General features: G+C 41.1%; 22 protein-coding genes, 7 tRNA genes and 3 rRNA genes. 4 read left to right on the top strand and 28 right to left on the bottom strand.

Annotated features, from left to right (window positions below; all coding sequences use genetic code 11):
- The first annotated feature begins 141 nt into the window (after positions 1–141).
- A complete protein-coding gene (locus NYE32_RS01840; protein WP_002885585.1) occupies positions 142–624 on the top strand; it encodes an S-ribosylhomocysteine lyase in 483 nt (160 codons plus the stop codon).
- Between the two features lie 28 nt (positions 625–652).
- Here the strand turns inward: NYE32_RS01840 and NYE32_RS01835 are convergent, their stop codons facing one another.
- The 14 genes from NYE32_RS01835 to NYE32_RS01770 form a co-directional block, all read right to left on the bottom strand.
- Complete coding sequence (locus NYE32_RS01835; RefSeq protein WP_014633561.1) at positions 653–1,423, bottom strand: acetyl-CoA carboxylase carboxyl transferase subunit alpha; 771 nt, start codon at positions 1,421–1,423, stop codon at positions 653–655.
- Entirely contained in the window at positions 1,420–2,286 is an 867-nt protein-coding gene (gene accD, locus NYE32_RS01830) for an acetyl-CoA carboxylase, carboxyltransferase subunit beta (protein ID WP_002886660.1), read from the bottom strand. The genes NYE32_RS01835 and accD overlap by 4 nt, the downstream gene beginning before the upstream one ends.
- A 5-nt stretch (positions 2,287–2,291) precedes the next feature.
- Complete coding sequence (locus NYE32_RS01825; RefSeq protein WP_156246377.1) at positions 2,292–3,662, bottom strand: acetyl-CoA carboxylase biotin carboxylase subunit; 1,371 nt, start codon at positions 3,660–3,662, stop codon at positions 2,292–2,294.
- 118 nt (positions 3,663–3,780) lie between these two features.
- On the bottom strand, positions 3,781–4,206 hold the full coding sequence (gene fabZ, locus NYE32_RS01820) for a 3-hydroxyacyl-ACP dehydratase FabZ (protein WP_002885470.1): 426 nt from the start codon (positions 4,204–4,206) through the stop codon (positions 3,781–3,783).
- Positions 4,203–4,697 carry an acetyl-CoA carboxylase biotin carboxyl carrier protein gene (accB, locus tag NYE32_RS01815; RefSeq protein WP_002885548.1) on the bottom strand — a complete coding sequence of 165 codons (495 nt, stop codon included), beginning with the start codon at positions 4,695–4,697 and terminating at the stop codon, positions 4,203–4,205. Before accB ends, fabZ begins: the two co-directional genes overlap by 4 nt.
- A 3-nt stretch (positions 4,698–4,700) precedes the next feature.
- Positions 4,701–5,933: a beta-ketoacyl-ACP synthase II gene (gene fabF / locus NYE32_RS01810; RefSeq protein WP_002885574.1), complete on the bottom strand. Its 1,233-nt coding sequence runs from the start codon at positions 5,931–5,933 to the stop codon at positions 4,701–4,703.
- A gap of 61 nt (positions 5,934–5,994) precedes the next feature.
- Complete coding sequence (gene fabG / locus NYE32_RS01805) at positions 5,995–6,729, bottom strand: 3-oxoacyl-[acyl-carrier-protein] reductase (RefSeq protein ID WP_002885572.1); 735 nt, start codon at positions 6,727–6,729, stop codon at positions 5,995–5,997.
- Between the two features lie 12 nt (positions 6,730–6,741).
- Complete coding sequence (gene fabD, locus NYE32_RS01800) at positions 6,742–7,662, bottom strand: ACP S-malonyltransferase (RefSeq protein ID WP_014633940.1); 921 nt, start codon at positions 7,660–7,662, stop codon at positions 6,742–6,744.
- A 22-nt stretch (positions 7,663–7,684) separates the two neighbouring features.
- Entirely contained in the window at positions 7,685–8,650 is a 966-nt protein-coding gene (gene fabK, locus NYE32_RS01795) for an enoyl-[acyl-carrier-protein] reductase FabK (RefSeq protein ID WP_155212824.1), read from the bottom strand.
- 106 nt (positions 8,651–8,756) lie between these two features.
- Positions 8,757–8,981 carry an acyl carrier protein gene (locus tag NYE32_RS01790; protein ID WP_002885495.1) on the bottom strand — a complete coding sequence of 75 codons (225 nt, stop codon included), beginning with the start codon at positions 8,979–8,981 and terminating at the stop codon, positions 8,757–8,759.
- 63 nt (positions 8,982–9,044) lie between these two features.
- Positions 9,045–10,007 carry a beta-ketoacyl-ACP synthase III gene (locus tag NYE32_RS01785; RefSeq protein WP_084915004.1) on the bottom strand — a complete coding sequence of 321 codons (963 nt, stop codon included), beginning with the start codon at positions 10,005–10,007 and terminating at the stop codon, positions 9,045–9,047.
- A complete protein-coding gene (locus NYE32_RS01780; protein ID WP_002885562.1) occupies positions 10,007–10,441 on the bottom strand; it encodes a MarR family transcriptional regulator in 435 nt (144 codons plus the stop codon). The genes NYE32_RS01785 and NYE32_RS01780 overlap by 1 nt, the downstream gene beginning before the upstream one ends.
- 104 nt (positions 10,442–10,545) lie before the next feature.
- Entirely contained in the window at positions 10,546–11,337 is a 792-nt protein-coding gene (locus NYE32_RS01775) for an enoyl-CoA hydratase (protein WP_037601410.1), read from the bottom strand.
- 215 nt (positions 11,338–11,552) lie between these two features.
- Entirely contained in the window at positions 11,553–12,191 is a 639-nt protein-coding gene (locus NYE32_RS01770) for an HAD family phosphatase (RefSeq protein ID WP_002886650.1), read from the bottom strand.
- Between the two features lie 129 nt (positions 12,192–12,320).
- Between NYE32_RS01770 and NYE32_RS01765 the strand changes: the two genes are divergently transcribed.
- Positions 12,321–13,679, top strand: coding sequence for an aspartate kinase (locus tag NYE32_RS01765; RefSeq protein ID WP_107372567.1), 1,359 nt, complete (start codon positions 12,321–12,323; stop codon positions 13,677–13,679).
- Between the two features lie 149 nt (positions 13,680–13,828).
- On the opposite strand, the gene asnA is transcribed toward NYE32_RS01765, so the two are convergent.
- Both asnA and rlmD read right to left on the bottom strand, forming a co-directional pair.
- On the bottom strand, positions 13,829–14,821 hold the full coding sequence (gene asnA / locus NYE32_RS01760) for an aspartate--ammonia ligase (protein WP_014633569.1): 993 nt from the start codon (positions 14,819–14,821) through the stop codon (positions 13,829–13,831).
- Between the two features lie 109 nt (positions 14,822–14,930).
- Entirely contained in the window at positions 14,931–16,286 is a 1,356-nt protein-coding gene (gene rlmD / locus NYE32_RS01755) for a 23S rRNA (uracil(1939)-C(5))-methyltransferase RlmD (RefSeq protein ID WP_156685176.1), read from the bottom strand.
- Between the two features lie 34 nt (positions 16,287–16,320).
- On the opposite strand from rlmD, the gene recX reads away from it, so the two are divergent.
- Positions 16,321–17,097 carry a recombination regulator RecX gene (gene recX / locus NYE32_RS01750; RefSeq protein ID WP_156685177.1) on the top strand — a complete coding sequence of 259 codons (777 nt, stop codon included), beginning with the start codon at positions 16,321–16,323 and terminating at the stop codon, positions 17,095–17,097.
- 70 nt (positions 17,098–17,167) lie between these two features.
- Positions 17,168–17,701: a DUF402 domain-containing protein gene (locus tag NYE32_RS01745; protein ID WP_002886644.1), complete on the top strand. Its 534-nt coding sequence runs from the start codon at positions 17,168–17,170 to the stop codon at positions 17,699–17,701.
- A gap of 29 nt (positions 17,702–17,730) precedes the next feature.
- Here the strand turns inward: NYE32_RS01745 and NYE32_RS01740 are convergent, their stop codons facing one another.
- The 12 genes from NYE32_RS01740 to NYE32_RS01685 form a co-directional block, all read right to left on the bottom strand.
- Positions 17,731–18,390, bottom strand: a complete 660-nt coding sequence (locus NYE32_RS01740) for a DUF1803 domain-containing protein (RefSeq protein ID WP_084915015.1) — start codon at positions 18,388–18,390, stop codon at positions 17,731–17,733.
- Between the two features lie 54 nt (positions 18,391–18,444).
- Positions 18,445–19,377 (bottom strand): manganese-dependent inorganic pyrophosphatase, encoded by a 933-nt coding sequence (locus tag NYE32_RS01735; protein WP_014633932.1) that lies wholly within the window; start codon positions 19,375–19,377, stop codon positions 18,445–18,447.
- 88 nt (positions 19,378–19,465) lie between these two features.
- Positions 19,466–19,537 (bottom strand) — tRNA-Glu (locus NYE32_RS01730).
- 7 nt (positions 19,538–19,544) lie between these two features.
- Positions 19,545–19,617: transfer RNA gene (locus NYE32_RS01725), tRNA-Thr, on the bottom strand.
- Between the two features lie 12 nt (positions 19,618–19,629).
- Positions 19,630–19,711 (bottom strand) — tRNA-Leu (locus tag NYE32_RS01720).
- A 5-nt stretch (positions 19,712–19,716) separates the two neighbouring features.
- Positions 19,717–19,789 (bottom strand) — tRNA-Lys (locus NYE32_RS01715).
- Between the two features lie 19 nt (positions 19,790–19,808).
- A tRNA-Asp gene (locus NYE32_RS01710) sits at positions 19,809–19,881 on the bottom strand.
- Positions 19,882–19,883: 2 nt separating this feature from the next.
- A tRNA-Val gene (locus tag NYE32_RS01705) sits at positions 19,884–19,956 on the bottom strand.
- A gap of 5 nt (positions 19,957–19,961) precedes the next feature.
- A 5S ribosomal RNA gene (gene rrf, locus NYE32_RS01700) occupies positions 19,962–20,077 on the bottom strand.
- 83 nt (positions 20,078–20,160) lie between these two features.
- Positions 20,161–23,060, bottom strand: a 23S ribosomal RNA gene (locus tag NYE32_RS01695).
- Positions 23,061–23,206: 146 nt separating this feature from the next.
- A tRNA-Ala gene (locus NYE32_RS01690) sits at positions 23,207–23,279 on the bottom strand.
- Between the two features lie 54 nt (positions 23,280–23,333).
- Positions 23,334–24,881, bottom strand: a 16S ribosomal RNA gene (locus tag NYE32_RS01685).
- The 16S, 23S and 5S rRNA genes sit together here with 7 tRNA genes alongside, the layout of an rRNA operon.
- Positions 24,882–25,151 lie beyond the last annotated feature (270 nt).

Here is a 25,151-nt window from a genome sequence, read left to right as displayed (position 1 = left end):
CTTTACCTCAACTTTTCTAAGGTTTCCATAAAGAAAACCGTCTTCTAGTGTATCATATTTACAGCGATTCCTCAAATAAATACTAGAACTTTAAACTGATTTTGTGGTATCATAACTCTATTAGAATAGGGAGGTATTACCATGCCAAAAGACGTTACTGTTGAAAGTTTTGAACTTGATCACACTATTGTAAAAGCACCTTATGTCCGTCTTATTTCAGAGGAAGTTGGACCTAAAGGAGATATCATCACAAACTTTGATATCCGTTTGATCCAACCCAATGAAAACAGTATTGATACAGGTGGTCTTCATACTATCGAACACCTACTCGCTAAACTGATCCGTCAACGTATCGATGGCCTTATTGATTGCTCACCATTTGGTTGCCGTACAGGTTTCCATATGATTATGTGGGGTAAACAAGATCCTACAGAAATTGCCAAAGTTATCAAATCTAGTCTTGAAGCTATTGCTAACGAGATTACATGGGAAGATGTTCCAGGGACTACCATTGAATCTTGTGGTAACTACAAGGATCACAGCCTTCATTCAGCTAAGGAATGGGCTAAACTTATCCTTGAACAAGGTATCTCAGACCAAGCCTTCGAACGCCATACCGTATAAAAAACATTGGGGTATATCCCAATGTTTTTTAATATTTTCTAAAACGTTGATAACGCGCTTCAAGTAAGTCTTCTGTTGATAATTGGCTTAATTCTGCCAACTCATCTACAATTGCTGTCTTAATTGCTTCAATAATTTCACTTGTAAAGTAACCACGTTCTGGGATAACCTTATCAACGATTCCCATGTTAAGCAACTCGCCTGATGTAATCTTCATCAACTCTGCCGCCTCTTCTGAACGTGAGCCATCTTTCCAGAGGATAGTTGCAAATCCTTCAGGACTCAAGATAGAATAGATGGTATTTTCAAGCATCCAAACCTTATCGGCTACTGCCAAGGCAAGTGCTCCTCCCGAACCACCTTCACCAATGATAATGGCAATAATTGGCACCTTAAGGTCGCTCATTTCCATAAGGTTACGCGCAATTGCCTCACCTTGTCCACGTTCCTCTGCCCCAACACCAGGATAAGCACCTGCAGTATTGATAAAGGTAACAACTGGACGACCAAACTTTTCAGCCTGTTTCATGAGGCGAAGAGCCTTCCGATAACCCTCTGGATGAGGTTGCCCAAAGTTACGATTGAGATTATCTTGTAGGTTTTTACCTTTTTGGATACCCACTACTGTAACGGCTTGGCCATTTAAGCGACCAATACCACCGATAACGGCACCATCGTCACGGAAATTACGATCGCCATGAAGTTCGATAAAGTCATCGAAGATTCCTTGGGCAAAGTCCAAAGCAGTTAAACGGCCTTGATCACGCGCTTCTTTTAAAATACGTGCTACGTCGCTCATTGAACACCTCCATGGAATGATAAGAGTGTGGCAATGGTATCAGCCAACTCTGTACGTTTAACAATGGCATCAACAAAACCATGTTCTTGAAGGAACTCAGCCTTTTGAAAATCATCTGGCAAAGTTTCGCGAACTGTGTTTTCAATGACACGACGACCTGCAAAACCAATCAAGGTTTGTGGCTCAGCTAAGATGATATCACCTTCCATGGCGAAACTTGCTGTAACCCCACCAGTTGTTGGATCTGTCAATACAGTCAAATACAACAAGCCAGCATTCGAATGACGTTTTACAGCAGCTGAAATCTTAGCCATTTGCATCAAACTCATGATTCCTTCTTGCATACGGGCCCCACCAGATGCTGTAAAAATAACAACTGGAAGTTTTTCCTCAATCGCATGTTCAAAGAGTTTAGTGATTTTCTCACCAACAACAGTTCCCATTGAAGCCATAATAAAGTTAGAATCCATAATGGCCAAGGCTGTTTTTTGCCCCTTGATAGTTGCAACACCAGTCACGACAGCTTCATCAAGACCAGTTTTTTCCTTAGTCGCTGCTAGTTTCTCCATATAACCTGGAAAATTCAATGGATTTTCAGTTTTAATGCCTGTAAACAGTTCTTGGAAAGATCCCTCATCAACTGTTAAATCGAGACGTTCTTTAGCGGAAATACGGAAGGTATAAGAACAATTTGGACAAATTTTAGCTTGTCCCAAGTCCTTTTGATAAATAGCTTGTTTACAACCAGGACATTTTGCAAAAAGTTCATCTGGAACTTCTGGCACTTGGTGATCAATCCCATTACGTACAGAACGGTTAGGATTGATACGGATATACTTTTCTTTTCGATCAAATAATCCCATAAACTCTATTCCTCACGATTCTGATAAGCTGGTAGGAAGGTCTCCATCAAGAAGGAAGTGTCATAATCCCCAGCGATAACGCTACGATCTGAAATCAAATCCAACTGGAAGTCAGCATTAGTCACAACACCATCGATTTCGAGCTCGTAAAGAGCACGTTGCATCTTCATGAGTGCCTCAAATCGATTTTCTCCATGAACAATGATTTTGGCAATCATTGAATCATAGTAAGGTGGAATAGTATAGCCAGGATAGACTGCACTGTCTACACGGAGACCAACACCTCCACTAGGTAGGTAGAGATTGCTAATTTTCCCTGGACTAGGTGCAAAGTTGAACTTAGGATTTTCTGCATTGATACGACACTCAATAGCATGTCCCTTGATTTCAATATCATCTTGGGTCACAGAGAGTTTTTCACCTGCGGCAATACGGATTTGTTCTTTAACAATATCCACACCACTTACAAATTCTGTAACTGGGTGCTCAACTTGAACACGGGTGTTCATTTCCATAAAGTAGAACTGACCTGTTTTCTCATCAAGAAGGAACTCGATAGTACCCGCATTTTCATAATTAACAGCCTTAGCGGCACGAACAGCCGCTGAACCAATTTCGTGACGAAGTGTCTTACCAATAGCAACTGACGGTGATTCTTCCAAAACCTTTTGGTTATTACGTTGAAGAGAGCAATCACGCTCACCTAGGTGAACAATATTACCATAGCTATCTCCCAAAATTTGAACCTCGATATGACGAGCTGGGTAAATAACTTTTTCAATATACATCGCCCCATTACCAAAGGCTGCTTTAGCTTCTTGTGACGCAGATTCGAAGGCAGGAGCTAACTCTTCTTCAGTGTTAACCTTACGAATCCCCTTACCGCCACCACCAGCAGAAGCCTTAAGCATTACTGGGTAACCAAGACGGTTGGCAACCTCTAAAGCCTCCTCAACTGTAAAGACTTCACCATCTGAACCAGGAATTACAGGGACATTAGCCTTAATCATTTCAGCACGGGCATTGATTTTATCACCCATCTTGTCCATGACTTCGCCTGAAGGACCAATAAACTTGATGTTCATTTCTTCACAGAGAGTGGCAAATTTAGAGTTTTCACTCAAGAAACCAAACCCTGGATGAATAGCTTGAGCCTCAGTCACAATAGCAGCTGATAGGACACGATTCATATTCAAATAAGAATCCGTTGATTTTGCAGGCCCGATACAAATAGCTTCATCAGCAAGCATAGTATGGAGAGAATCCTTATCCGCTTCAGAATAAATAGCAACCGTTTGGATACCCAATTCACGCGCTGCACGGATAATACGCACTGCAATTTCACCACGATTGGCAATCAATAATTTTTTAAACATAAAACAAGATAACATCAGACATTTTTTGATAGTCTGTGTTGATTTCCTTTCTATGTGATAGACCAATGTCTAAAGAAAAATCCTTTCCGACTGTCGCCAGAAGGATTTTCACAAAACATTAGCTTCCAATAGCAAAAGTCAAAGTACCTGATGCAGCAAGTTTACCATCGACTTCAGCCTTAGCTTCAACAACAGCAATTGTTCCACGACGTTTAACAAACTTAGCTGTCATAACAAGTTGGTCACCAGGAACCACTTGTTTTTTAAATTTAACCTTATCCATACCTGCGTAAAAGACTAATTTGCCCTTATTTTCAGGTTTAGACAATTCAAGAACACCAGCTGTTTGCGCAAGAGCTTCCATGATAAGAACGCCAGGCATAACTGGGTATTGAGGAAAATGTCCATTAAAGAAAGGTTCATTGATCGTTACATTTTTAATAGCTGTGATTTCGTCTTCTGAAACTTCTAGCACACGGTCAACCAAAAGCATTGGATAACGGTGTGGTAAAGCTTCACGAATAGCGTTAATATCAATTGTCATTTGATGCGTACCAATCCTTTTCCGTAGTCAACAACTTCTTCATTCGCTACCAAGATTTCAGTAATAACACCATCTTTAGGTGCTGGTACCTCATTCATAACCTTCATCGCTTCAACGATAAGAAGAGTTTGACCTTTCTTAACAGTGTCACCAACAGAAACAAAGGCTGGTTTTTCAGGTGATGGAGACAAGTAAGCCACACCGACAAGTGGACTTTCAACCACTTCTCCTTCAGCAGCTTGAGCTGGTGCAGAAGCTTCTTCAACTGGTGTTGCTGGAGTTTCAACAGCAGCAGGTGCTGCTACTGGAGCAACCGGAGCCTGAGGAGCTGGCGCAACTACTTCAACTGTAGGAGCTACTGGGGCAGCTGTTACTGAACTTGTTTGATTTTTGCTCAAGTTCAATTCTTCACCATTGTTTTTATATGAAAATTCACGCAAAGTTGATGCATCAAATTGAGCCAACAAATCTTTGATTTCAGAAATATTCATGAATTAAGCCTCCCAACGTTTAAAGGCAAGAACAGCATTGTGTCCACCAAAACCGAAAGTATTTGAAATTGCGTACTCAATATCAGCTTCTTGACCTTCACCATAAACAACATTAGCTTCGATGTAGTCAGACAATTCTTTTGTACCAGCAGTTTTCGGTACATAGCTATGACGAATAGCTTCGATTGTTGCAATAGCCTCAACCGCACCAGCAGCACCTAGCAAGTGACCTGTAAATGATTTAGTAGATGAAACTGGAACATCTTTACCAAGTACAGAAACAATGGCACCACTTTCACCTTTTTCATTGGCAGGTGTTGATGTCCCGTGAGCATTAACATAATCAACATCTTCAGGTTTGATACCAGCTTCATTGATAGCCAATTTAATTGCTTTAGCAGCACCAGAACCGTCTGGAGTTGGTGTTGTCATGTGGTAGGCATCACAGTTTGATCCGTAACCAACAATCTCAGCCAAGATGTTAGCACCACGTTTTTGAGCATGTTCCAAGCTTTCGATAACGAGAACCCCTGCACCTTCACCCATGACAAAACCATTACGGTCTTTATCAAATGGAATTGATGAACGTTCTGGATCCTCTGTTGTTGAAAGTGCTGTAAGAGCATTGAAACCACCAATACCAATCTTAGTGATTGAAGCTTCAGCACCACCAGCCAAGACAACATCATGCAAACCGAATTTAATTTCACGGAAGGCTTCACCGATTGCATCATTTGCAGAGGCACAAGCAGTCGTCACTGATTTACATACCCCTTGAGCACCAATTTTAAGAGCAATGTTACCAGCACCCATGTTTGAAAGTGCTTTAGGGATAAACATTGGTTTGATACGTTTCATCCCACGTTCGTGCATACGAATGATTTGATCTTCAAGTTCTTGAAGACCACCGATACCAGATGACACGATGACACCAACACGATCACGATCTTCTTCTTCCATGTTAAGTCCTGAATTTTCAAGAGCTTCCATAGCAGCATAAATCGCATAAAGTGAGTAAGTGTCCATACGGTTAGTATCTTTTTTCACAAAGTACTTATCGAACGGGAAATCTTGGATCTCACCAGCGTTAAAGACTGGAATTTCAGAAGCATCGAACTTCGTAATTGGTTTGATACCAATTTTACCGTCATGAAGACTGTTCCAAAATTCTTCTGGTGTATTACCGATTGGTGAGGTTACGCCGTAACCTGTAACAACAACACGATTTGTAGACATATATATTCTCCTTTTGTCGGGTGGATATTCTAGTAAATGACTTTTTGATATTGACATTCAATTATTGCATGGTCATACCACCATCAATAGCGATGGTTTGACCTGTGAGATATTCTTGACTAGCCAAGAATGCTGCAACTTCAGCCACTTCTTCTGCTTGACCAATACGTTTCATTGGCACTTGAGCAATCATAGCATCTTTCATTTTCTCTGGAATAGCGTCAGTCATATCTGATTCAATGAAACCAGGAGCGATAGCATTGACACGGACACCACGGGCCGCAACTTCACGCGCTACTGATTTAGTGAAACCAATCAAACCAGCTTTTGAAGCTGCATAGTTAGCTTGACCAATATTCCCCATAAGACCTACAACAGATGACATATTGATGATGGCACCTTGACGCGCCTTAGACATTGGTTTCAAGACAGCTTGTGTCATATTGAAGGCACCAGTCAAGTTGATTTTCAAGACACGTTCAAAATCTTCTTCAGTCATCTTCAACATCAACTTATCGTTAGTGATACCAGCATTATTAACTAGCACGTCAACACTACCAAGCTTTTCAATAGCTTCCGCAACCATACGTTTAGCATCTTCGCCATTAGAAATATCACCTGAGATACCAACAACAGTTACACCATAATCTGCAAACTGTGCAAGCAAGTCCTCAGAGATCTCAGAACGTCCATTTAGGACAACGTTGGCACCAAGACTAGCAAATTTGTGTGCCACAGCTAATCCAATTCCACGTGTTGAACCTGTTACAAAAACATTTTTATTCTTAAGTTCCATGTTTACCTCGTTTTACGCATTAAGAAGGGCATCAAGACTAGCTTGATCTTCAACATTTTGAGTTGGTAGGGTTTTATCAATTTTCTTCAAGAAACCTGACAAGACTTTTCCTGGACCAATCTCAATCACTTCATCTACACCAAATTCTTGGATAGTGGCAATCGAATCATAAAAACGTACAGGTTCCATCACCTGACGAGCCAAAAGTGCTTTGACGTCTTCTGACTTCATGATTTGAGCCTCAGTATTACCTACTAAAGGAAGCGTAAAGTCATTGAATGACACTTTCTCAAGTTCTGCTGCCAATTTTTGACTAGCTGATTCAAGTAAAGCTGTATGGAACGGTCCTGAAACATTAAGAGGAATCAGACGTTTAGCACCAGCTTCTTTAAGCAATTCCACAGCATAATCAACAGCCTCAACTTCACCACCAATAACAATTTGTGCTGGAGTATTATAGTTAGCAGGCGTTACTACACCCTTTTCAGATGCTTTTTGACAGATTTCTTCAATCAAACTTGGATCTGTATTCATGACTGCAACCATTTTCCCACTTCCAGCAGGAGCCGCTGTTTCCATGAATTCTCCACGTTTAGCAACCAAGGCTACCGCATCCTCAAATGAGAGTGCTCCAGCCGCAACTAGGGCAGAATATTCCCCCAAAGAGAGACCGGCAACAATATCAGGAGTGATACCATTTTCTGCCAAAAGGCGATAAATGGCTACTGACGTTGTCAAAATAGCTGGTTGAGTATAGCGTGTCTGATTAAGTTTTTCTTCGTTAGAATCAATCAATTCACGCAAATCATAACCTAGAATACGACTAGCCGTATCAAATGTCTCTTTGACAACGGGATAAGTCGCATACAAATCGCTCGCCATGCCCAATTTCTGAGCCCCTTGACCAGCAAATAAGAACGCACGTTTTGTCACTATCCTAATCCTTTCGACGTTTTTAGACGTTTACATCTGCCCAACGAGCAGCTTCTTCTTTAATCACCTTGGCAGCGCCTGTGTAAAGGTCTTCCAAGATTTCTGCACATGTTTCTTCTTTACGAACAAGACCTGCAATTTGTCCAGCCATAACTGAACCATATTCCACATCTCCATCAACAACCGCGTTACGAAGGGCACCTGCACCAAGCTCTTCAATTTCCTCTTGAGTCTTCTTACCAGCCAAGAAATCTTTTTCAGCTTGGTTATATTCTGTCGCCAATTTATTCTTAATCGCACGAACAGGGTGTCCAACAACTGAGGCAGAAATAACAGTATCAATATCTTTAGCCTTCAAAATCTTATCTTTGAAGTTTTGGTGTGCATTAGATTCCTTAGCAACAGCGAAACGCGTACCAACCTGAACAGCTTCTGCTCCAAGCATAAGAACAGCAGCCATACCACGTCCATCAGCAACACCACCAGCACCAATAACTGGGATAGATACCGCATCCGCAACCTGGCGAACAAGAGCCATAGTTGTCAATTTACCGATGTGACCACCAGCTTCCATACCTTCTGCGACAACAGCATCCGCTCCAAGTTTTTCCATACGTTTAGCAAGTGCTACCGATGGAATAACTGGGATTACTGTAATGCCAGCTTCGTGGAAACGCTCCATATATTTACCTGGATTTCCGGCACCTGTTGTAACAACCTTAACACCCTCTTCGATAACGAGGTCGACGATGTCATCTGCAAATGGTGACAAAAGCATGATATTAACACCGAATGGTTTGTCAGTGATTTGTTTTACTCTATCAATATTAGCTTTTACCACTTCTTTAGGGGCATTACCACCACCAATAATTCCGAGTCCACCAGCATTTGAAACGGCTCCAGCCAAGTCACCATCACCAACCCAGGCCATACCACCTTGGAAGATCGGATATTTAATTCCTAACAGTTCTGTAATACGAGATTTCATTTTTCACCTTTTTTTCGATTTTCTAATCAAATAAATAGTTTAATAATCAAAGTAATTGTATAAACAAAGGAGAATATCCCAAATAAGAATATTCTCTATGCCCTGCTTATTTAGTTTTTTCTTCTACGTAAGCAACAAGGTCACCAACAGTGTTAAGACCTTCTTCAGTTTCGATTTGGATATCGAATTCATCTTCGATTTCTGAGATAACTTGGAATACATCAAGTGAGTCAGCATCAAGTTCGTCAAAAGTAGTTTCTACTTTTACTTCTTCTGCGTCTTTCCCAAGTTCTTCAACGATGATTTCTTGTACTTTTTCAAATACTGCCATTTTAATTTCTCCTTTAAGATAAATATATTTCTTATAATCTATGCTGGTGCATAATTTATATAACTAGATTTTAACAATAAGACTGCCCCATGTCAAACCCCCACCAAAACCTGATAAAAGAATTGTTTGACCGCTGTCTAATTTTAAGGTCCCATTTGCCACGTTTTCAGAAAGCAAAATTGGGATACTTGCCGCACTGGTATTACCGTAAGACATCATGTTTGCCAAGAATTTATCACGACTGACATCGATTTTCTTAGCCATAATATCCAAAATACGAATGTTAGCTTGATGAAGCAGGAAGTAATCAGGTTCACCTTTTTCTTCAACCAAGGCCTTAATGCTCTTTGAAACTGTCTTAACGGCAAAATCAAAGATCGCTTTCCCATCCATTTGTAAATAAGGATTAGGCTGTTCTATGTCATCAGAATAAGGTGATATTACTGCAGAGGCTCCTGATTCAAGGCCTCCTTTGCTACCATCTGTATTCAAAGATTCACCAAAGAAATGTTCTTCTTCCGATTCCTCCAAAAGGACACCACCTGCACCATCACCAAAGAGAACAGCTGTTGTACGATCTGACCAGTCCAAAGTTTTAGAAAGAACTTCTGCACCAATCACTATACCTTTTTTGTAAACACCTGAACGAATCAATTTTTCTGCAGTTGCTAAAGCAAAGACAAAACCACTACATGCCGCAGTAATGTCAAAAGCAAATGCATTTACAGCTCCAACAGCTCCTTGAACAAGGGCTGCCACTGATGGCATATTGCTATCTGGAGAAATTGTTGCCACTAGGACAAAATCTAGCTCATCAGGAGATACCCCTGACTTCTCTATAAGTTGCTTAGCAACATTGATTGCTAGATCACTCGTATTCTCATTAACTGAAATGCGACGTTCTTGGATCCCTGTACGAGTACGGATCCACTCATCACTAGTATCCATAATTTTAGATAGGTCATCATTGGTCACGACCTGAGCAGGTGCATAATGGGCAACCTGACTGATTTTTGCAAATGCCATTATTTCAACTCCTCAAGAAATGCGTGGAGATTTTCCAATCCCTTGCTCATAACCTTCAATTCCTCGTCGTTAAAGCCTTCTGTAATCCTCATCACCATTGATTTATGAAAACGACGGTGAAGACGATATACCAAACGACCCTTTTTAGAGAGCGAAAGATGGACCACACGACGGTCAACTGATGAACGCGTACGGACAATATAACCTTTCTTTTCAAGTTTATTGAGAGATGTTGTTACAGTACCAAGAGTTAGCATGAGTTCTTTAGCTACTGCACTTGGTGTCGTATCTGGATGTGTACCGATCACATCAATGGTATGCATTTCCTTGAGGGAAACATCGTTAAACTTTGAATTCTTTAAACTTGCTTCTTCGATAATAACTACGTTATTAAAAATATCAACAAGATAGCCATCAATTTTGTCGTAATTCACACCAGACTCCTTTCAATAAAACTTTGACTTTCAAATTATATCAGACTCAAACTAATTTCGCAAGCCCGATTAAAAAACTTTAGTTTTTCTTTTAGAAAATGTGGCTATTTCCCTTGGAATTTAGGTCGACGACGCTCACTATAAGCACGTACCCCTTCTTTGAAGTCTTCTGTGAAAGCAAGAGATTTTTGCAAGTCAAGTTCCAACTTAGCGTAATTTTCCCATCCCGCAAATTCAGATTCCCAAACCATTTCTTTAATGGCTTTAAAGGAATTCACTGAAGAGCGGTTCAATTTTTTAATCAATTGACTCACAGTTTTTTCAAGTTTTTCTGACTCAACAACTTTGTAGGCAATTCCCCAGTCCAAGGCTTTTTCAGCTGATACTGGCTCTCCTGTCATGGTAATTTGAGTCGCACGGTTAATACCGATTGAACGTGTCAAAAGGTAGAGACCTCCAGCGTCAGGTGCCAAACCAACACCTACAAAAGCTTGGATGAATTTAGCTTTATCAGATGCAATCGTAAAGTCTGCTGCAACAGCTAAGTTAGCTGCAGCACCTGCACATGGTCCATCAACTACCATGATGACTGGCTTAGGCAATTTTTTAAGAGCAAAAGAAATTTCATTTACCTGCTCAGCAATACGAACCAAAGACTGTACATCATCTACAGCAACCGCTTTTTGCATTTGATCAAGGTCACCGCCAACAGAAAAGACTTTTCCATTAGCATTGATTACCAAGAATTTTACTGACGCATCTTGTTTAGCTTGCTCAATTGCAGCCATAATCTCATCACAAACTGGAATATTAAATCCATTTTGCACTTCTGGACGATTAAGCGTTAAAGTTGCTACTCCATCTTCAACACTATAAAGAATTGTTTCGTAAGCCATTTTTTGCATTCCTCCGATAACTAGTTCCTATATGAAAACCGTATGTTCTTTATATTTTTATCACAATTTTATTTGATGAATAGATAATTTGATTATCAAATCATTCATCGTTAATTTCTAGTATACCATAGTCCATCTAAAGGTCAACAAAAACTTAGAGTTTTTTAATTTGATACATCAAAACACCGAGTTCTACAACTAACTCGGTGTCTCTTCTATTTTAATAAATCTAAAACATCCATAAGGTTATCCAACAAGCCTTTGGCTGCACCTTGATCCATACCAAAACGATTATCTTTAATGGCCCAAACCTCAACACCTGCAGCGACTCCAGCAGCAATCCCCTTTTCGCTATCTTCGATAATCAGCGCCTGATTTGCTTCCACGTTCAAATGCTGTAATGCTGTCAGATAAATCTCTGGATTGGGTTTACTCTCTTTAAATTCTTCTCCTGAGAGAACCACATCAAAGAAACCGTTCAAATGATTTTCCTCCAAAGCTCTAAGGATATCTGCCTTTACTGAGCTAGAAGCTAAACCTATTTTCAACCCTCGAGAATTCACTTCATTCAAGACCTTGAAAACATCAGGAAAGATTAATTCTTTATAGGGTAAGGGGTTGTCTTGTTTATAGGCATTGTACTCTTCTTGTAAAGTTGGCACATCCCAGTTATCATAGTCATCTCTGAGAATATTTTCCCAAACTTGCTTGGTATTTCCACCTATAAAGAAAGACGGGGGTAAATGGTCTATTGAAATTCCCTTTTGAGCTAAGAAATTTGCACGTCGATCATAATAATATTTTTCAGTGTCAAAAAGGACACCATCCATATCAAAAATAATTGCCTCTACCACGGGATATCCTCCTTTTCTTTCCTTATTGTACCATAATCAGACTAAATCTTACTCGCTTTTAAAAACAATGTGACAAATTGTCAGAATTTTGCTATAATTGTAGAGTAATTTAAAATTTTTGGAGTAACTATGAAAGTCATCAAATTCGGTGGGAGCTCACTTGCTTCAGCCACACAATTAGAAAAAGTCTTAAACATTGTAAAATCTGACCCTGAACGTCGCTTTGTCGTAGTATCAGCCCCTGGTAAACGTAACGATGAAGATACCAAAGTCACAGACGCCTTGATTAAATACTATAAACACTACACAAAAGGTGCTGATGTCAAAGCTGACCAAGAATGGATTATTAACCGCTATCAAGCTATGGTCGATGAGCTAGGCTTCAAATCAACAGAAATGGCGAAGATTGCTAAATCTATCAACGATCTTGCCACTCTTCCTATTGAAGACAATGATTTCCTTTATGATACTTTCCTAGCTGCAGGGGAAGATAATAACGCAAAATTAATCGCAGAATATTTCCGTAATAACGGTATTGAAGCACGTTACGTTCACCCTCGCCAAGCTGGTGTTTTTGTCTCAAGCGAACCTGGAAATGCTCGTATCCTTCCAGGAGCTTATGACAAGTTGGAAGAGCTTCGTGAATCAGATGAGGTTCTTGTAATCCCCGGTTTCTTCGGTGTTACCCCTGATAATCAAATTTGTACTTTCTCACGTGGAGGCTCTGATATCACTGGTTCTATCGTTGCAGCTGGAGTTAAGGCAGATTTATATGAAAACTTCACAGATGTAGATGGTATTTTCGCAGCCCATCCTGGTGTCGTTCATGAACCACATTCAATTCCAGAGTTGACTTACAAGGAAATGCGTGAATTGGCATATGCTGGCTTCTCAGTTCTTCATGACGAAGCCCTTCTCCCTGCCTACCGTGGTAAAATTCCACTCGTTATTAAAAATACAAATAACCCAGACCACCCAGGCACACGCATTATTCTTGAACACAAGGGTGCAACTGTTCCTGTCGTTGGTATCGCAAGTGATGATAAATTCGTCAGCATCAATATGACCAAATACCTCATGAACCGTGAAGTTGGTTTTGGACGTAAGGTCCTCCAAATTTTGGAAGATTTAAACATCCGTTGGGAACATATGCCTTCTGGAATCGATGATCTCTCAATCATTATTCGAGAACGTGAACTTACCCCAATTAAAGAACAAGAAATTCTTTCATACTTGACACGTGAACTCGGTGTTGATGAAGTTGAAATTGAACATGGCCTTTCAATCCTCATGATTGTTGGTGAAAATATGAAAGACCACATCGGTGTTACAGCGACAGCGGCTAAAGCACTCTCTGAAAAACATATTAACCTAGAAATGATTTCTCAAGGTTCTAGTGAGGTTTCTGTTATGTTTGTAATTGAAACTGAGCAAGAAAAAGCAGCTGTCAGAGCTCTTTACGATGCTTTTTTCCGTAGTGGCGATTAATCTAAAAACCTATCTCCTTCAAGGGATAGGTTTTTTCTTTATGAAAAATAAGTCATCTCTCATGATATCTACTCCAATAGCAAATTCATTGATCAATTATACACAGCAATTGCTAACCAAAAAAACACTAACTTTCGTTAGTGCTTTTTTTACAAGATATTTTCGTAACTTTCACGAACGGCATCTGGCCAAACTGAAGTTTGAACCTCACCAATATGTTTCTTACGAAGCAAGAACATAGCCATACGTGACTGACCAATACCTCCACCAATTGTTAGTGGGAAAAGGCCATGTAACAAGGCTTGGTGCCAATCCAATTTCAAACGATCTTGGTCGCCAGTAATTTCAACCTGACGTTTAAGGGCATCTTCATCAACACGAATACCCATTGATGACAATTCAAAGGCATGTCCTAATTGTTCATTCCAAACCAAGATATCCCCATTCAAACCATGGTAACCATTCTCAGACTCAGTTGTCCAGTCATCATAGTCAGGTGCACGACCATCATGTGGTTTTCCATCAGGAAGAACACCACCGATACCAATCAAGAATACAGCACCATATTCCTTGGTAATAGCATCTTCACGCTCTTTGGGTGTCAAATCAGGGTACTTCTCAACAAGTTCTTCTGAATGGATGAAGGTAATTTTCTTAGGTAAAATAGCTTCAATATCGTAACGTGCTTCAACTGCTAGCTCAGTCAAACGAATAACCTTATAAATGGTTTCAACAGTTTCTTTCAAGTAAGCGATATTACGATGTCCGTCAGGAATAACTTTTTCCCAGTCCCATTGGTCAACGTAAACAGAGTGCGTTGCATCCAATGAATCTTCATCTGGACGAAGAGCCTTCATATTAACCACGAGCCCTTCACCTTCATTGAAACCAAAACGAGCCAAAGTATGGCGTTTCCATTTTGCTAATGAGTGAACAACTTCGTATGTTGCGTCAGGAATCTGAAGCACATTAACAGTTACAGGATTTTCAATACCGCTCAAATTATCCTGCATACCATCCCCGACCTTACTCAAAATAGGCCCTTGCACTTCAACGACGTCAAGTTTATCAATCAAATACTGTGTAAAAGTATTCTTCACAAAAGAAATTTCCTCTTGTTGATGAATGAAGCTCTTTTTCATACGCTCCTCCTTTAAAAAATCGATAAGCCTATTATACTCCTATTTTTCAGAAAAATAAAGAAATTTTCCAACAATTTGGAAAATTTCTTGTTTTTTATGTTAGGTTTTATCACATTTTCTTAGTCAGCTTCACAACTGCTTCTGTTCGAGCTGTATGAGGAAACATGTCTACTGACTGAATATAATTAACATCATAAACTTTAGCCAAAGAAACTAGGTCTCTAGCCAAAGTAGATACATTACATGAAACATAAACCATTTTTTCAGGAGTGTAGGCCAGTATCGTTTTAAGTAGCTTATCATCTAAACCAGTTCTAGGTGGATCCACAATAAGAGCATCTGCTCGATAGCCTTCCTTGTACCAACGAGGAATGATATCCTCAGCCTTACCCACCTCATAGTGAGCATTCTCCAACCCAAGTGATTTAGCATTCTTTCTAGCATCCTCAATAGCCTCTGGAATAATATCCATACCTTGAATACTCTTTACCTTATTTGCGAAAGCAAGTCCAATAGTACCAACCCCACAATAAGCATCAATAAGGTGTTCAGACTTACCTACATCCAAAGCTTCAACAGCCTGACCATAGAGTACCTCTGTTTGTTGAGGATTCAACTGGTAAAATGCACGAGGAGAGAGAGCAAAGTTATAGTCCAGTACCTCTTCTTGAATAGTGTCTTGCCCCCAAAGAATTTCCGTCTCTTGACCATAAATCTCGCTAGACTTCGAATAATTATAATTGACAGCAATAGTTACAATTTCTGGAAAACTTTCCGTCAATTCCTTAACCAATTTAGTGAAAGAAACTGATTTAGAGGTTACAAAAATCAACTGGACCTGATTTGAACCCAAAGCACGTCGTATCATAACAGTACGAATTCCAGCAATTTTACGCTCATTATAAATTGGGAACTTGTATTTATCTAACAAATTTGTCACCTTATTCATAATGACTTGAGTTAGCTCATCCTGAACTAGGCAATCATCAATATTAATGAGGCGATGACTCCCTTCCGCAAATAAGCCAGCTTTGACTGAACCACCAAAAGAACGGGTTTGAAATTGTAGTTTAGCTCGGTAATGTTGTGGTTGCTCCATCCCTATTGTTGGACGAATGTCATATGACTCAAAATTAGCCGGTTTAAACTTCTTCAAGGCTTGTCCTAATAAATCAGTTTTAAACTCTAATTGCTTATCATAACGAAGATGCATTAACTGGCAACCGCCACAGTCTTCATAAATACTACATGCAGGTTCGACACGAAACTTAGAAGGTTTATTAATCTTTAATAATTTCGCCTGAACAAAGTTTCTCTTGACAGAAACAACCTGACAGAACACCTCTTCACCCTTCAAAGCCCCTGGCACAAAAACTAGAGTTTTCTTATAAAAACCAATGCCTTCGCCATTGATTCCCATGCGTTTTATCTTAAGCGGGATACGCTGTTTCACTTGTAAATTCATACTACCATTCTAACATTTTGATATAATAATAACTATGAAAATCACAAAAATCGAGAAGAAAAAGAGACTTTATCTCCTTGAGATAGACAAAAAAGAGAGTCTCTACGTTACAGAAGATACCATCGTTAAATACATGTTGACAAAAGAAATGATACTGGACAAAAATCAACTTGAGGATATTAAATCCTTTTCCCAGTTCTCATATGGTAAAAACTTAGCCCTCTATTTTATTTCATTTAAACAACGTACTGAGAAAGAGGTAAAAGATTACCTTTTTAAACATGAAATAAACCCTCATATAATTCCAAAAATTATTGATAATCTAAAAAAAGATCACTGGATTGATGATTACAAACTCCTAGAAAGTCTAGCTCAACAAAATCTGAATTCAGGCGATAAAGGAGCCTATGTGCTGAAGCAAAAATGGCTTCAAAAAGGTTGTAACAAACAGATCATTGACGATGTTTTAAGTCAATTTGATTTCTCAGAAATAGCCATTAGAGTAGCTGCAAAACTGTTACGAAAATATCAGGGAAAACTACCATCTAAAGCCCTAAAAGATAAATTAACTCAAAGCCTTATCAATAAAGGTTTTTCATTTCAAGAAAGTAAACTAGCAATCGATCATCTAGAACTTGAAGCAGATGAAGAAACTGAACAAGCTCTCCTTTATAAAGAAATAGATAAGCAATATCAAAAATTTAGTAAAAAATACGACGGTTATGAACTTAAGCAGCGCTTGACACAATCTTTAGCCAGAAAAGGTTATGACTTTGATGCCATAGCATCCGCTCTAAGAGAATATTTATAGGAATTTCCCCTCTTTTCACAAAATTATGATACAATAGTGGGGATAACCCTTATTGTAGAAAGAGGACGCCATGAAATTACCAAAAGAAGGCGACTTTATCACAATTCAAAGTTATAAGCATGATGGTAGTTTGCACCGTACTTGGCGCGATACTATGGTACTAAAGACAACTGAGAATGCTGTTATTGGCGTTAACGACCACACCCTCGTTACTGAAGCAGACGGAAGACGATGGGTAACACGTGAACCTGCTATTGTTTATTTCCACAAAAAATACTGGTTTAATATTATAGCCATGATTAGGGATAACGGCATTTCCTACTACTGCAATTTAGCTAGTCCATATATTTTGGACCAAGAAGCACTAAAATATATTGACTACGACCTAGATGTCAAAGTCTTCGCTGATGGTGAAAAAAAATTGCTAGATGTAGATGAGTATGAAACACATAAAAAAGAAATGCATTACTCTCCTGATATTGACTATATCTTAAAGGAACATGTTAAAATCTTGGTAGATTGGATTAACAATGGTAAGGGGCCATTTTCACAATCTTATGTTAACATCTGGTACAAACGTTATCTTGAACTAAGGAATCGTTAAAGTTGTCATAAAAAAGACTAGTAATGATACTAGTCTTTTTTTGCACTAAAAACTAATGCTTCGGAGTCTAAATCCATATTCAAAAGATAACGCCCTTCTTCTACTTGAACAAGATACCCTAATAATTCTAAAGCATCAACAAAAATATTCCTCCTTTTTTGAAGTGCATATTCCTTCCTAACGTATTTTAAAAGAAAAGTCGTAACATGTTTCAAAAAATATTCGGGATTAACATCCCCTAATAAGTCATATAATCTATTCTGCTCTTCAGATAATGGTAGATTTTTTCTTAATTTATAAAAATAATTTGAAATCGTAAGATCATCTCTTGTTATACTCGTTTGTTCAACAATAACAACTTCATTAGTAGAATTACTTATCTCAGTAACAAATCTACGGTTTAATAGTTCTAAATAACAAGTAGAATCATCATTAATAAAAAAATGCTGTTCTAAATCAATTTTAGAAGAATCCGACACAAGACTAATTAATAAACGGTAACGTTTCTCGAATCGTTCGATATAGCCTGCTTTTACAAACTCCTCAATTAATTTATCGATATTCTTTTGAAAAGGAAACTGCCTTTTTATTGCTCTCAGGGTCACAGGCTGATTAAGATATAGATAATTCACTATTTTCATAAAAAAAGGTTGCTTACATAGTTTGTTTGGGTTAAATTGTATTATCATAAGAAGTATTATACCATTAATCAGAGCACTAAAAAAAGGCCTTATGGCCTAATTTTAAGCATTAAAGCTTTCAGTCAACTGAGGAACTACCTGTTTCTTACGAGAAACAGCTCCTTCAAGGAAAGCATGATTATTTTCTAAAACAAAATTAAAAGCAGCTTCAACCTTATCAGTATTTGAACCAAGTGCAAGAATTTCTGAATTAGAATTAAGAATATCAGTAATCATTAAGACAAAGTCAGAGTAACCATTGTTTTTAATTGAGTTATTAATAGCTTCTTCAATTTCCGCTTGACGAGAAAGAACATCAGAAATATCAACTGTATTAACTTGTGCAACACGAACTTGATTACCATTCAATTCAAATGTTTTTGCATCAATGTCAATGAGTTCTTCAGCAGATTTTGAAGAAAGATTAGTACCAGCTTTAAGCATAGCAAGACCATATTCTTCTAGATTAACACCAGCAATTTCTGCAAGTTCAGCTGCAACTGCAGGATCTGAAGCATGTGTAGTTGGAGATTTAAGAAGAAGAGTATCTGAAATCAAACCTGACAAAAGCAAACCAGCAACTTCCTTAGGAACTTCAACATTGTTTTCTTTAAACATACGAAAAACAATTGAAGATGCAGATCCAACAGGTTCCAATCGCATCATTAATGGATTAGCAGTTTCAAAGTTAGCCACACGGTGATGGTCGACTACCTCAATAACTTCAACGTCCTTAATATCTGAAATAGATTGTTGAAACTCATTATGGTCTGTAAGAATAACTTGATTAACTCCCTCCGATTGAGCAGACTCAACCACTCGTGGTGCTTCAACACCAAAATAATCAAGAACAAAAGCAGTTTCCTCGTTAGGAGTACCCAAAGCAACAGCTTCAGCATCAACACCAAGTTGACGTTTCAAATAAGCATATCCATAAGAAGACCCGATTGCATCAGAATCAGGGTTTTGATGACCAAAAACAAAAACTTTAGACATAAATTCACCTCAAAATAGTATTATAAGCTATTATAACATATAAAAAAAAGAAACAAAATAAAAAGAGTAACCTAAGTTACTCGAAATATAGTCCGTACGGGATTCGAACCCGTGTTACCGCCGTGAAAAGGCGGTGTCTTAACCCCTTGACCAACGGACCATCTTTATGCCGGCTACATGACTTGAACACGCGACCCTCTGATTACAAATCAGATGCTCTACCAACTGAGCTAAGCCGGCTAACTTTTCTAATGCGGGTGAAGGGACTTGAACCCCCACGCCGTTAAGCGCCAGATCCTAAATCTGGTGCGTCTGCCAATTCCGCCACACCCGCATATATGACCCGTACTGGGCTCGAACCAGTGACCCATTGATTAAAAGTCAATTGCTCTACCAACTGAGCTAACGAGTCTCAAATATTTCTACTTGAACGGTCCCGACGGGAATCGAACCCGCGATCTTCGCCGTGACAGGGCGACGTGATAACCGCTACACCACGGGACCTATGGGAGTTAACGGGATCGAACCGCTGACCCTCTGCTTGTAAGGCAGATGCTCTCCCAGCTGAGCTAAACTCCCTTTGTGCTAAGCGACTACCGTATCTAACAGGGGGCAACCCCCAACTACATCAGGCGTACTAGGGCTTAACTTCTGTGTTCGGCATGGGAACAGGTGTATCTCCTAGGCTATCGTCACTTAACTCTGAGTATTCTCAACTCAAAATTGAATATCTATACTGTATCAAGAAACCAAATCGTTGTCAATATGTCTCAGTTACTTTCTTTGGATAAGTCCTCGAGCTATTAGTATTAGTCCGCTACATGTGTCACCACACTTCCACTTCTAACCTATCAACCTGATCATCTCTCAGGGCTCTTACTGATATAAAATCATGGGAAATCTCATCTTGAGGTGGGCTTCACACTTAGATGCTTTCAGCGTTTATCCCTTCCCTACATAGCTACCCAGCGATGCTCTTGGCAGAACAACTGGTACACCAGCGGTAAGTCCACTCTGGTCCTCTCGTACTAGGAGCAGATCCTCTCAAATTTCCTACGCCCGCGACGGATAGGGACCGAACTGTCTCACGACGTTCTGAACCCAGCTCGCGTGCCGCTTTAATGGGCGAACAGCCCAACCCTTGGGACCGACTACAGCCCCAGGATGCGACGAGCCGACATCGAGGTGCCAAACCTCCCCGTCGATGTGAACTCTTGGGGGAGATAAGCCTGTTATCCCCAGGGTAGCTTTTATCCGTTGAGCGATGGCCCTTCCATGCGGAACCACCGGATCACTAAGCCCGACTTTCGTCCCTGCTCGAGTTGTAGCTCTCGCAGTCAAGCTCCCTTATACCTTTACACTCTGCGAATGATTTCCAACCATTCTGAGGGAACCTTTGGGCGCCTCCGTTACCTTTTAGGAGGCGACCGCCCCAGTCAAACTGCCCGTCAGACACTGTCTCCGATAGGGATAACCTATCTGGGTTAGAGTAGCCATAACACAAGGGTAGTATCCCAACAACGCCTCACTCGAAACTGGCGTCCCGAGGTCATAGGCTCCTACCTATCCTGTACATGTGGTACAGATACTCAATATCAAACTGCAGTAAAGCTCCATGGGGTCTTTCCGTCCTGTCGCGGGTAACCTGCATCTTCACAGGTACTAAAATTTCACCGAGTCTCTCGTTGAGACAGTGCCCAAATCATTACGCCTTTCGTGCGGGTCGGAACTTACCCGACAAGGAATTTCGCTACCTTAGGACCGTTATAGTTACGGCCGCCGTTTACTGGGGCTTCAATTCATACCTTCGCTTACGCTAAGCACTCCTCTTAACCTTCCAGCACCGGGCAGGCGTCACCCCCTATACATCATCTTACGATTTAGCAGAGAGCTGTGTTTTTGATAAACAGTTGCTTGGGCCTATTCACTGCGGCTGACCATAAGTCAGCGCCCCTTCTCCCGAAGTTACGGGGCCATTTTGCCGAGTTCCTTAACGAGAGTTCTCTCGCTCACCTGAGGCTACTCGCCTCGACTACCTGTGTCGGTTTGCGGTACGGGTAGAGTATAATTAACGCTAGAAGCTTTTCTCGGCAGTGTGACATCACTAACTTCGCTACTAAACTTCGCTCCCCATCACAGCTCAATGTTATAGATATAAGCATTTGACTCATATCACACCTCACTGCTTGGCCAGACACTTCCAATCGTCTGGTTTAGTTAGCCTACTGCGTCCCTCCATCACTATATACTCTAGTACAGGAATATCAACCTGTTGTCCATCGGATACACCTTTCGGTCTCTCCTTAGGTCCCGACTAACCCAGGGCGGACGAGCCTTCCCCTGGAAACCTTAGTCTTACGGTGGACAGGATTCTCACCTGTCTTTCGCTACTCATACCGGCATTCTCACTTCTATGCGCTCCAGCACTCCTCACGGTACACCTTCTTCGCACATAGAACGCTCTCCTACCATACCTATAAAGGTATCCACAGCTTCGGTAATATGTTTTAGCCCCGGTACATTTTCGGCGCAGGGTCACTCGACTAGTGAGCTATTACGCACTCTTTGAATGAATAGCTGCTTCTAAGCTAACATCCTAGTTGTCTGTGCAACCCCACATCCTTTTCCACTTAACATATATTTTGGGACCTTAGCTGGTGGTCTGGGCTGTTTCCCTTTCGACTACGGATCTTAGCACTCGCAGTCTGACTGCCGATTATATCTCGTTGGCATTCGGAGTTTATCTGAGATTGGTAATCCGGGATGGACCCCTCACCCAAACAGTGCTCTACCTCCAAGAGACTTAACATCGACGCTAGCCCTAAAGCTATTTCGGAGAGAACCAGCTATCTCCAAGTTCGTTTGGAATTTCTCCGCTACCCACAAGTCATCCAAGCACTTTTCAACGTGCCCTGGTTCGGTCCTCCAGTGAGTTTTACCTCACCTTCAACCTGCTCATGGGTAGGTCACATGGTTTCGGGTCTACGACATGATACTAATGCGCCCTATTAAGACTCGGTTTCCCTACGGCTCCGTCTCTTCAACTTAACCTCGCATCATATCGTAACTCGCCGGTTCATTCTACAAAAGGCACGCTCTCACCCATTAACGGGCTCGAACTTGTTGTAGGCACACGGTTTCAGGTTCTATTTCACTCCCCTCCCGGGGTGCTTTTCACCTTTCCCTCACGGTACTGGTTCACTATCGGTCACTAGAGAGTATTTAGGGTTGGGAGATGGTCCTCCCAGATTCCGACGAGATTTCTCGTGTCTCGCCGTACTCAGGATACTGCTAGGTATAAAGACTATTTCGAATACGAGGCTATTACTCTCTTTGGCCTACCTTCCCAGGTAGTTCTTCTATAATCTTTAAGTCCACGTTGCAGTCCTACAACCCCGAAGAGTAAACTCTTCGGTTTGCCCTCTTGCCGTTTCGCTCGCCGCTACTAAGGCAATCGCTTTTGCTTTCTCTTCCTGCAGCTACTTAGATGTTTCAGTTCACTGCGTCTTCCTCTACATTACCTTAACAGTAATGAGTGACAGGCATTACCTGCCGGGTTCCCCCATTCGGACATCTCTGGATCATTGCTCACTTACAGCTCCCCAAAGCATTTCGTCGTTAGTCACGTCCTTCATCGGCTTCTAGTGCCAAGGCATCCACCGTGCGCCCTTATTAACTTAACCTTATTTTGGTCTTTCGACCTAACTCATTAAATATTCACAGCGTTTCGGTTTATTTTCTTGTTACTATCTATATGTAATTAATTACATATGGAATTTGATATAGATATTCAATTTTCAATGGACAATACTTGAATCTTTCGATTCAATGGAGCCTAGCGGGATCGAACCGCTGACCTCCTGCGTGCAAAGCAGGCGCTCTCCCAGCTGAGCTAAGGCCCCACAAGACCTCTCAAAACTAAATAAGAAACTCAAGTACATTCCGTTTTTCCTTAGAAAGGAGGTGATCCAGCCGCACCTTCCGATACGGCTACCTTGTTACGACTTCACCCCAATCATCTATCCCACCTTAGGCGGCTGGCTCCAAAAGGTTACCTCACCGACTTCGGGTGTTACAAACTCTCGTGGTGTGACGGGCGGTGTGTACAAGGCCCGGGAACGTATTCACCGCGGCGTGCTGATCCGCGATTACTAGCGATTCCGACTTCATGTAGGCGAGTTGCAGCCTACAATCCGAACTGAGATTGGCTTTAAGAGATTAGCTTGCCGTCACCGACTCGCAACTCGTTGTACCAACCATTGTAGCACGTGTGTAGCCCAGGTCATAAGGGGCATGATGATTTGACGTCATCCCCACCTTCCTCCGGTTTATTACCGGCAGTCTCGCTAGAGTGCCCAACTGAATGATGGCAACTAACAATAGGGGTTGCGCTCGTTGCGGGACTTAACCCAACATCTCACGACACGAGCTGACGACAACCATGCACCACCTGTCACCGATGTACCGAAGTAACTTTCTATCTCTAGAAATAGCATCGGGATGTCAAGACCTGGTAAGGTTCTTCGCGTTGCTTCGAATTAAACCACATGCTCCACCGCTTGTGCGGGCCCCCGTCAATTCCTTTGAGTTTCAACCTTGCGGTCGTACTCCCCAGGCGGAGTGCTTAATGCGTTAGCTGCGGCACTGAATCCCGGAAAGGATCCAACACCTAGCACTCATCGTTTACGGCGTGGACTACCAGGGTATCTAATCCTGTTCGCTCCCCACGCTTTCGAGCCTCAGCGTCAGTTACAGACCAGAGAGCCGCTTTCGCCACCGGTGTTCCTCCATATATCTACGCATTTCACCGCTACACATGGAATTCCACTCTCCCCTTCTGCACTCAAGTTTGACAGTTTCCAAAGCGAACTATGGTTGAGCCACAGCCTTTAACTTCAGACTTATCAAACCGCCTGCGCTCGCTTTACGCCCAATAAATCCGGACAACGCTCGGGACCTACGTATTACCGCGGCTGCTGGCACGTAGTTAGCCGTCCCTTTCTGGTAAGCTACCGTCACAGTGTGAACTTTCCACTCTCACACTCGTTCTTGACTTACAACAGAGCTTTACGATCCGAAAACCTTCTTCACTCACGCGGCGTTGCTCGGTCAGGGTTGCCCCCATTGCCGAAGATTCCCTACTGCTGCCTCCCGTAGGAGTCTGGGCCGTGTCTCAGTCCCAGTGTGGCCGATCACCCTCTCAGGTCGGCTATGTATCGTCGCCTAGGTGAGCCGTTACCTCACCTACTAGCTAATACAACGCAGGTCCATCTTGTAGTGGAGCAATTGCCCCTTTCAAATAAATGACATGTGTCATCCATTGTTATGCGGTATTAGCTATCGTTTCCAATAGTTATCCCCCGCTACAAGGCAGGTTACCTACGCGTTACTCACCCGTTCGCAACTCATCCAAGAAGAGCAAGCTCCTCTCTTCAGCGTTCTACTTGCATGTATTAGGCACGCCGCCAGCGTTCGTCCTGAGCCAGGATCAAACTCTCATTAAAAATTTTAATAATTGTTCGAGCGTTAACTCATTACCGTCGTCTGACGATTTATTCTTGTAAATTGACAGGTTATAATTCTTCTATCATAACCCTGCACTTGGTTTCTTATTCAGTTCTCAAAGGTCTTTGTCTCTCTTAAGACAACTTCTATATTCTAGCAAATCTAGAATGCCTTGTCAACACTTTTTTGAAGTTTTTTTACTTCTCGTGTTGGCCATCTCTCGCGAAACAGCTTATTTATAATATCATCTCTGACCTGTCTTGTCAATA

The sequence above is a fragment of the Streptococcus sp. FSL R7-0248 genome (assembly GCF_037967965.1).
Classification (GTDB): domain Bacteria; phylum Bacillota; class Bacilli; order Lactobacillales; family Streptococcaceae; genus Streptococcus.
Note: the sequence above shows the minus strand (reverse complement) of the source record. Positions and strands in the feature narration are given on the sequence as shown.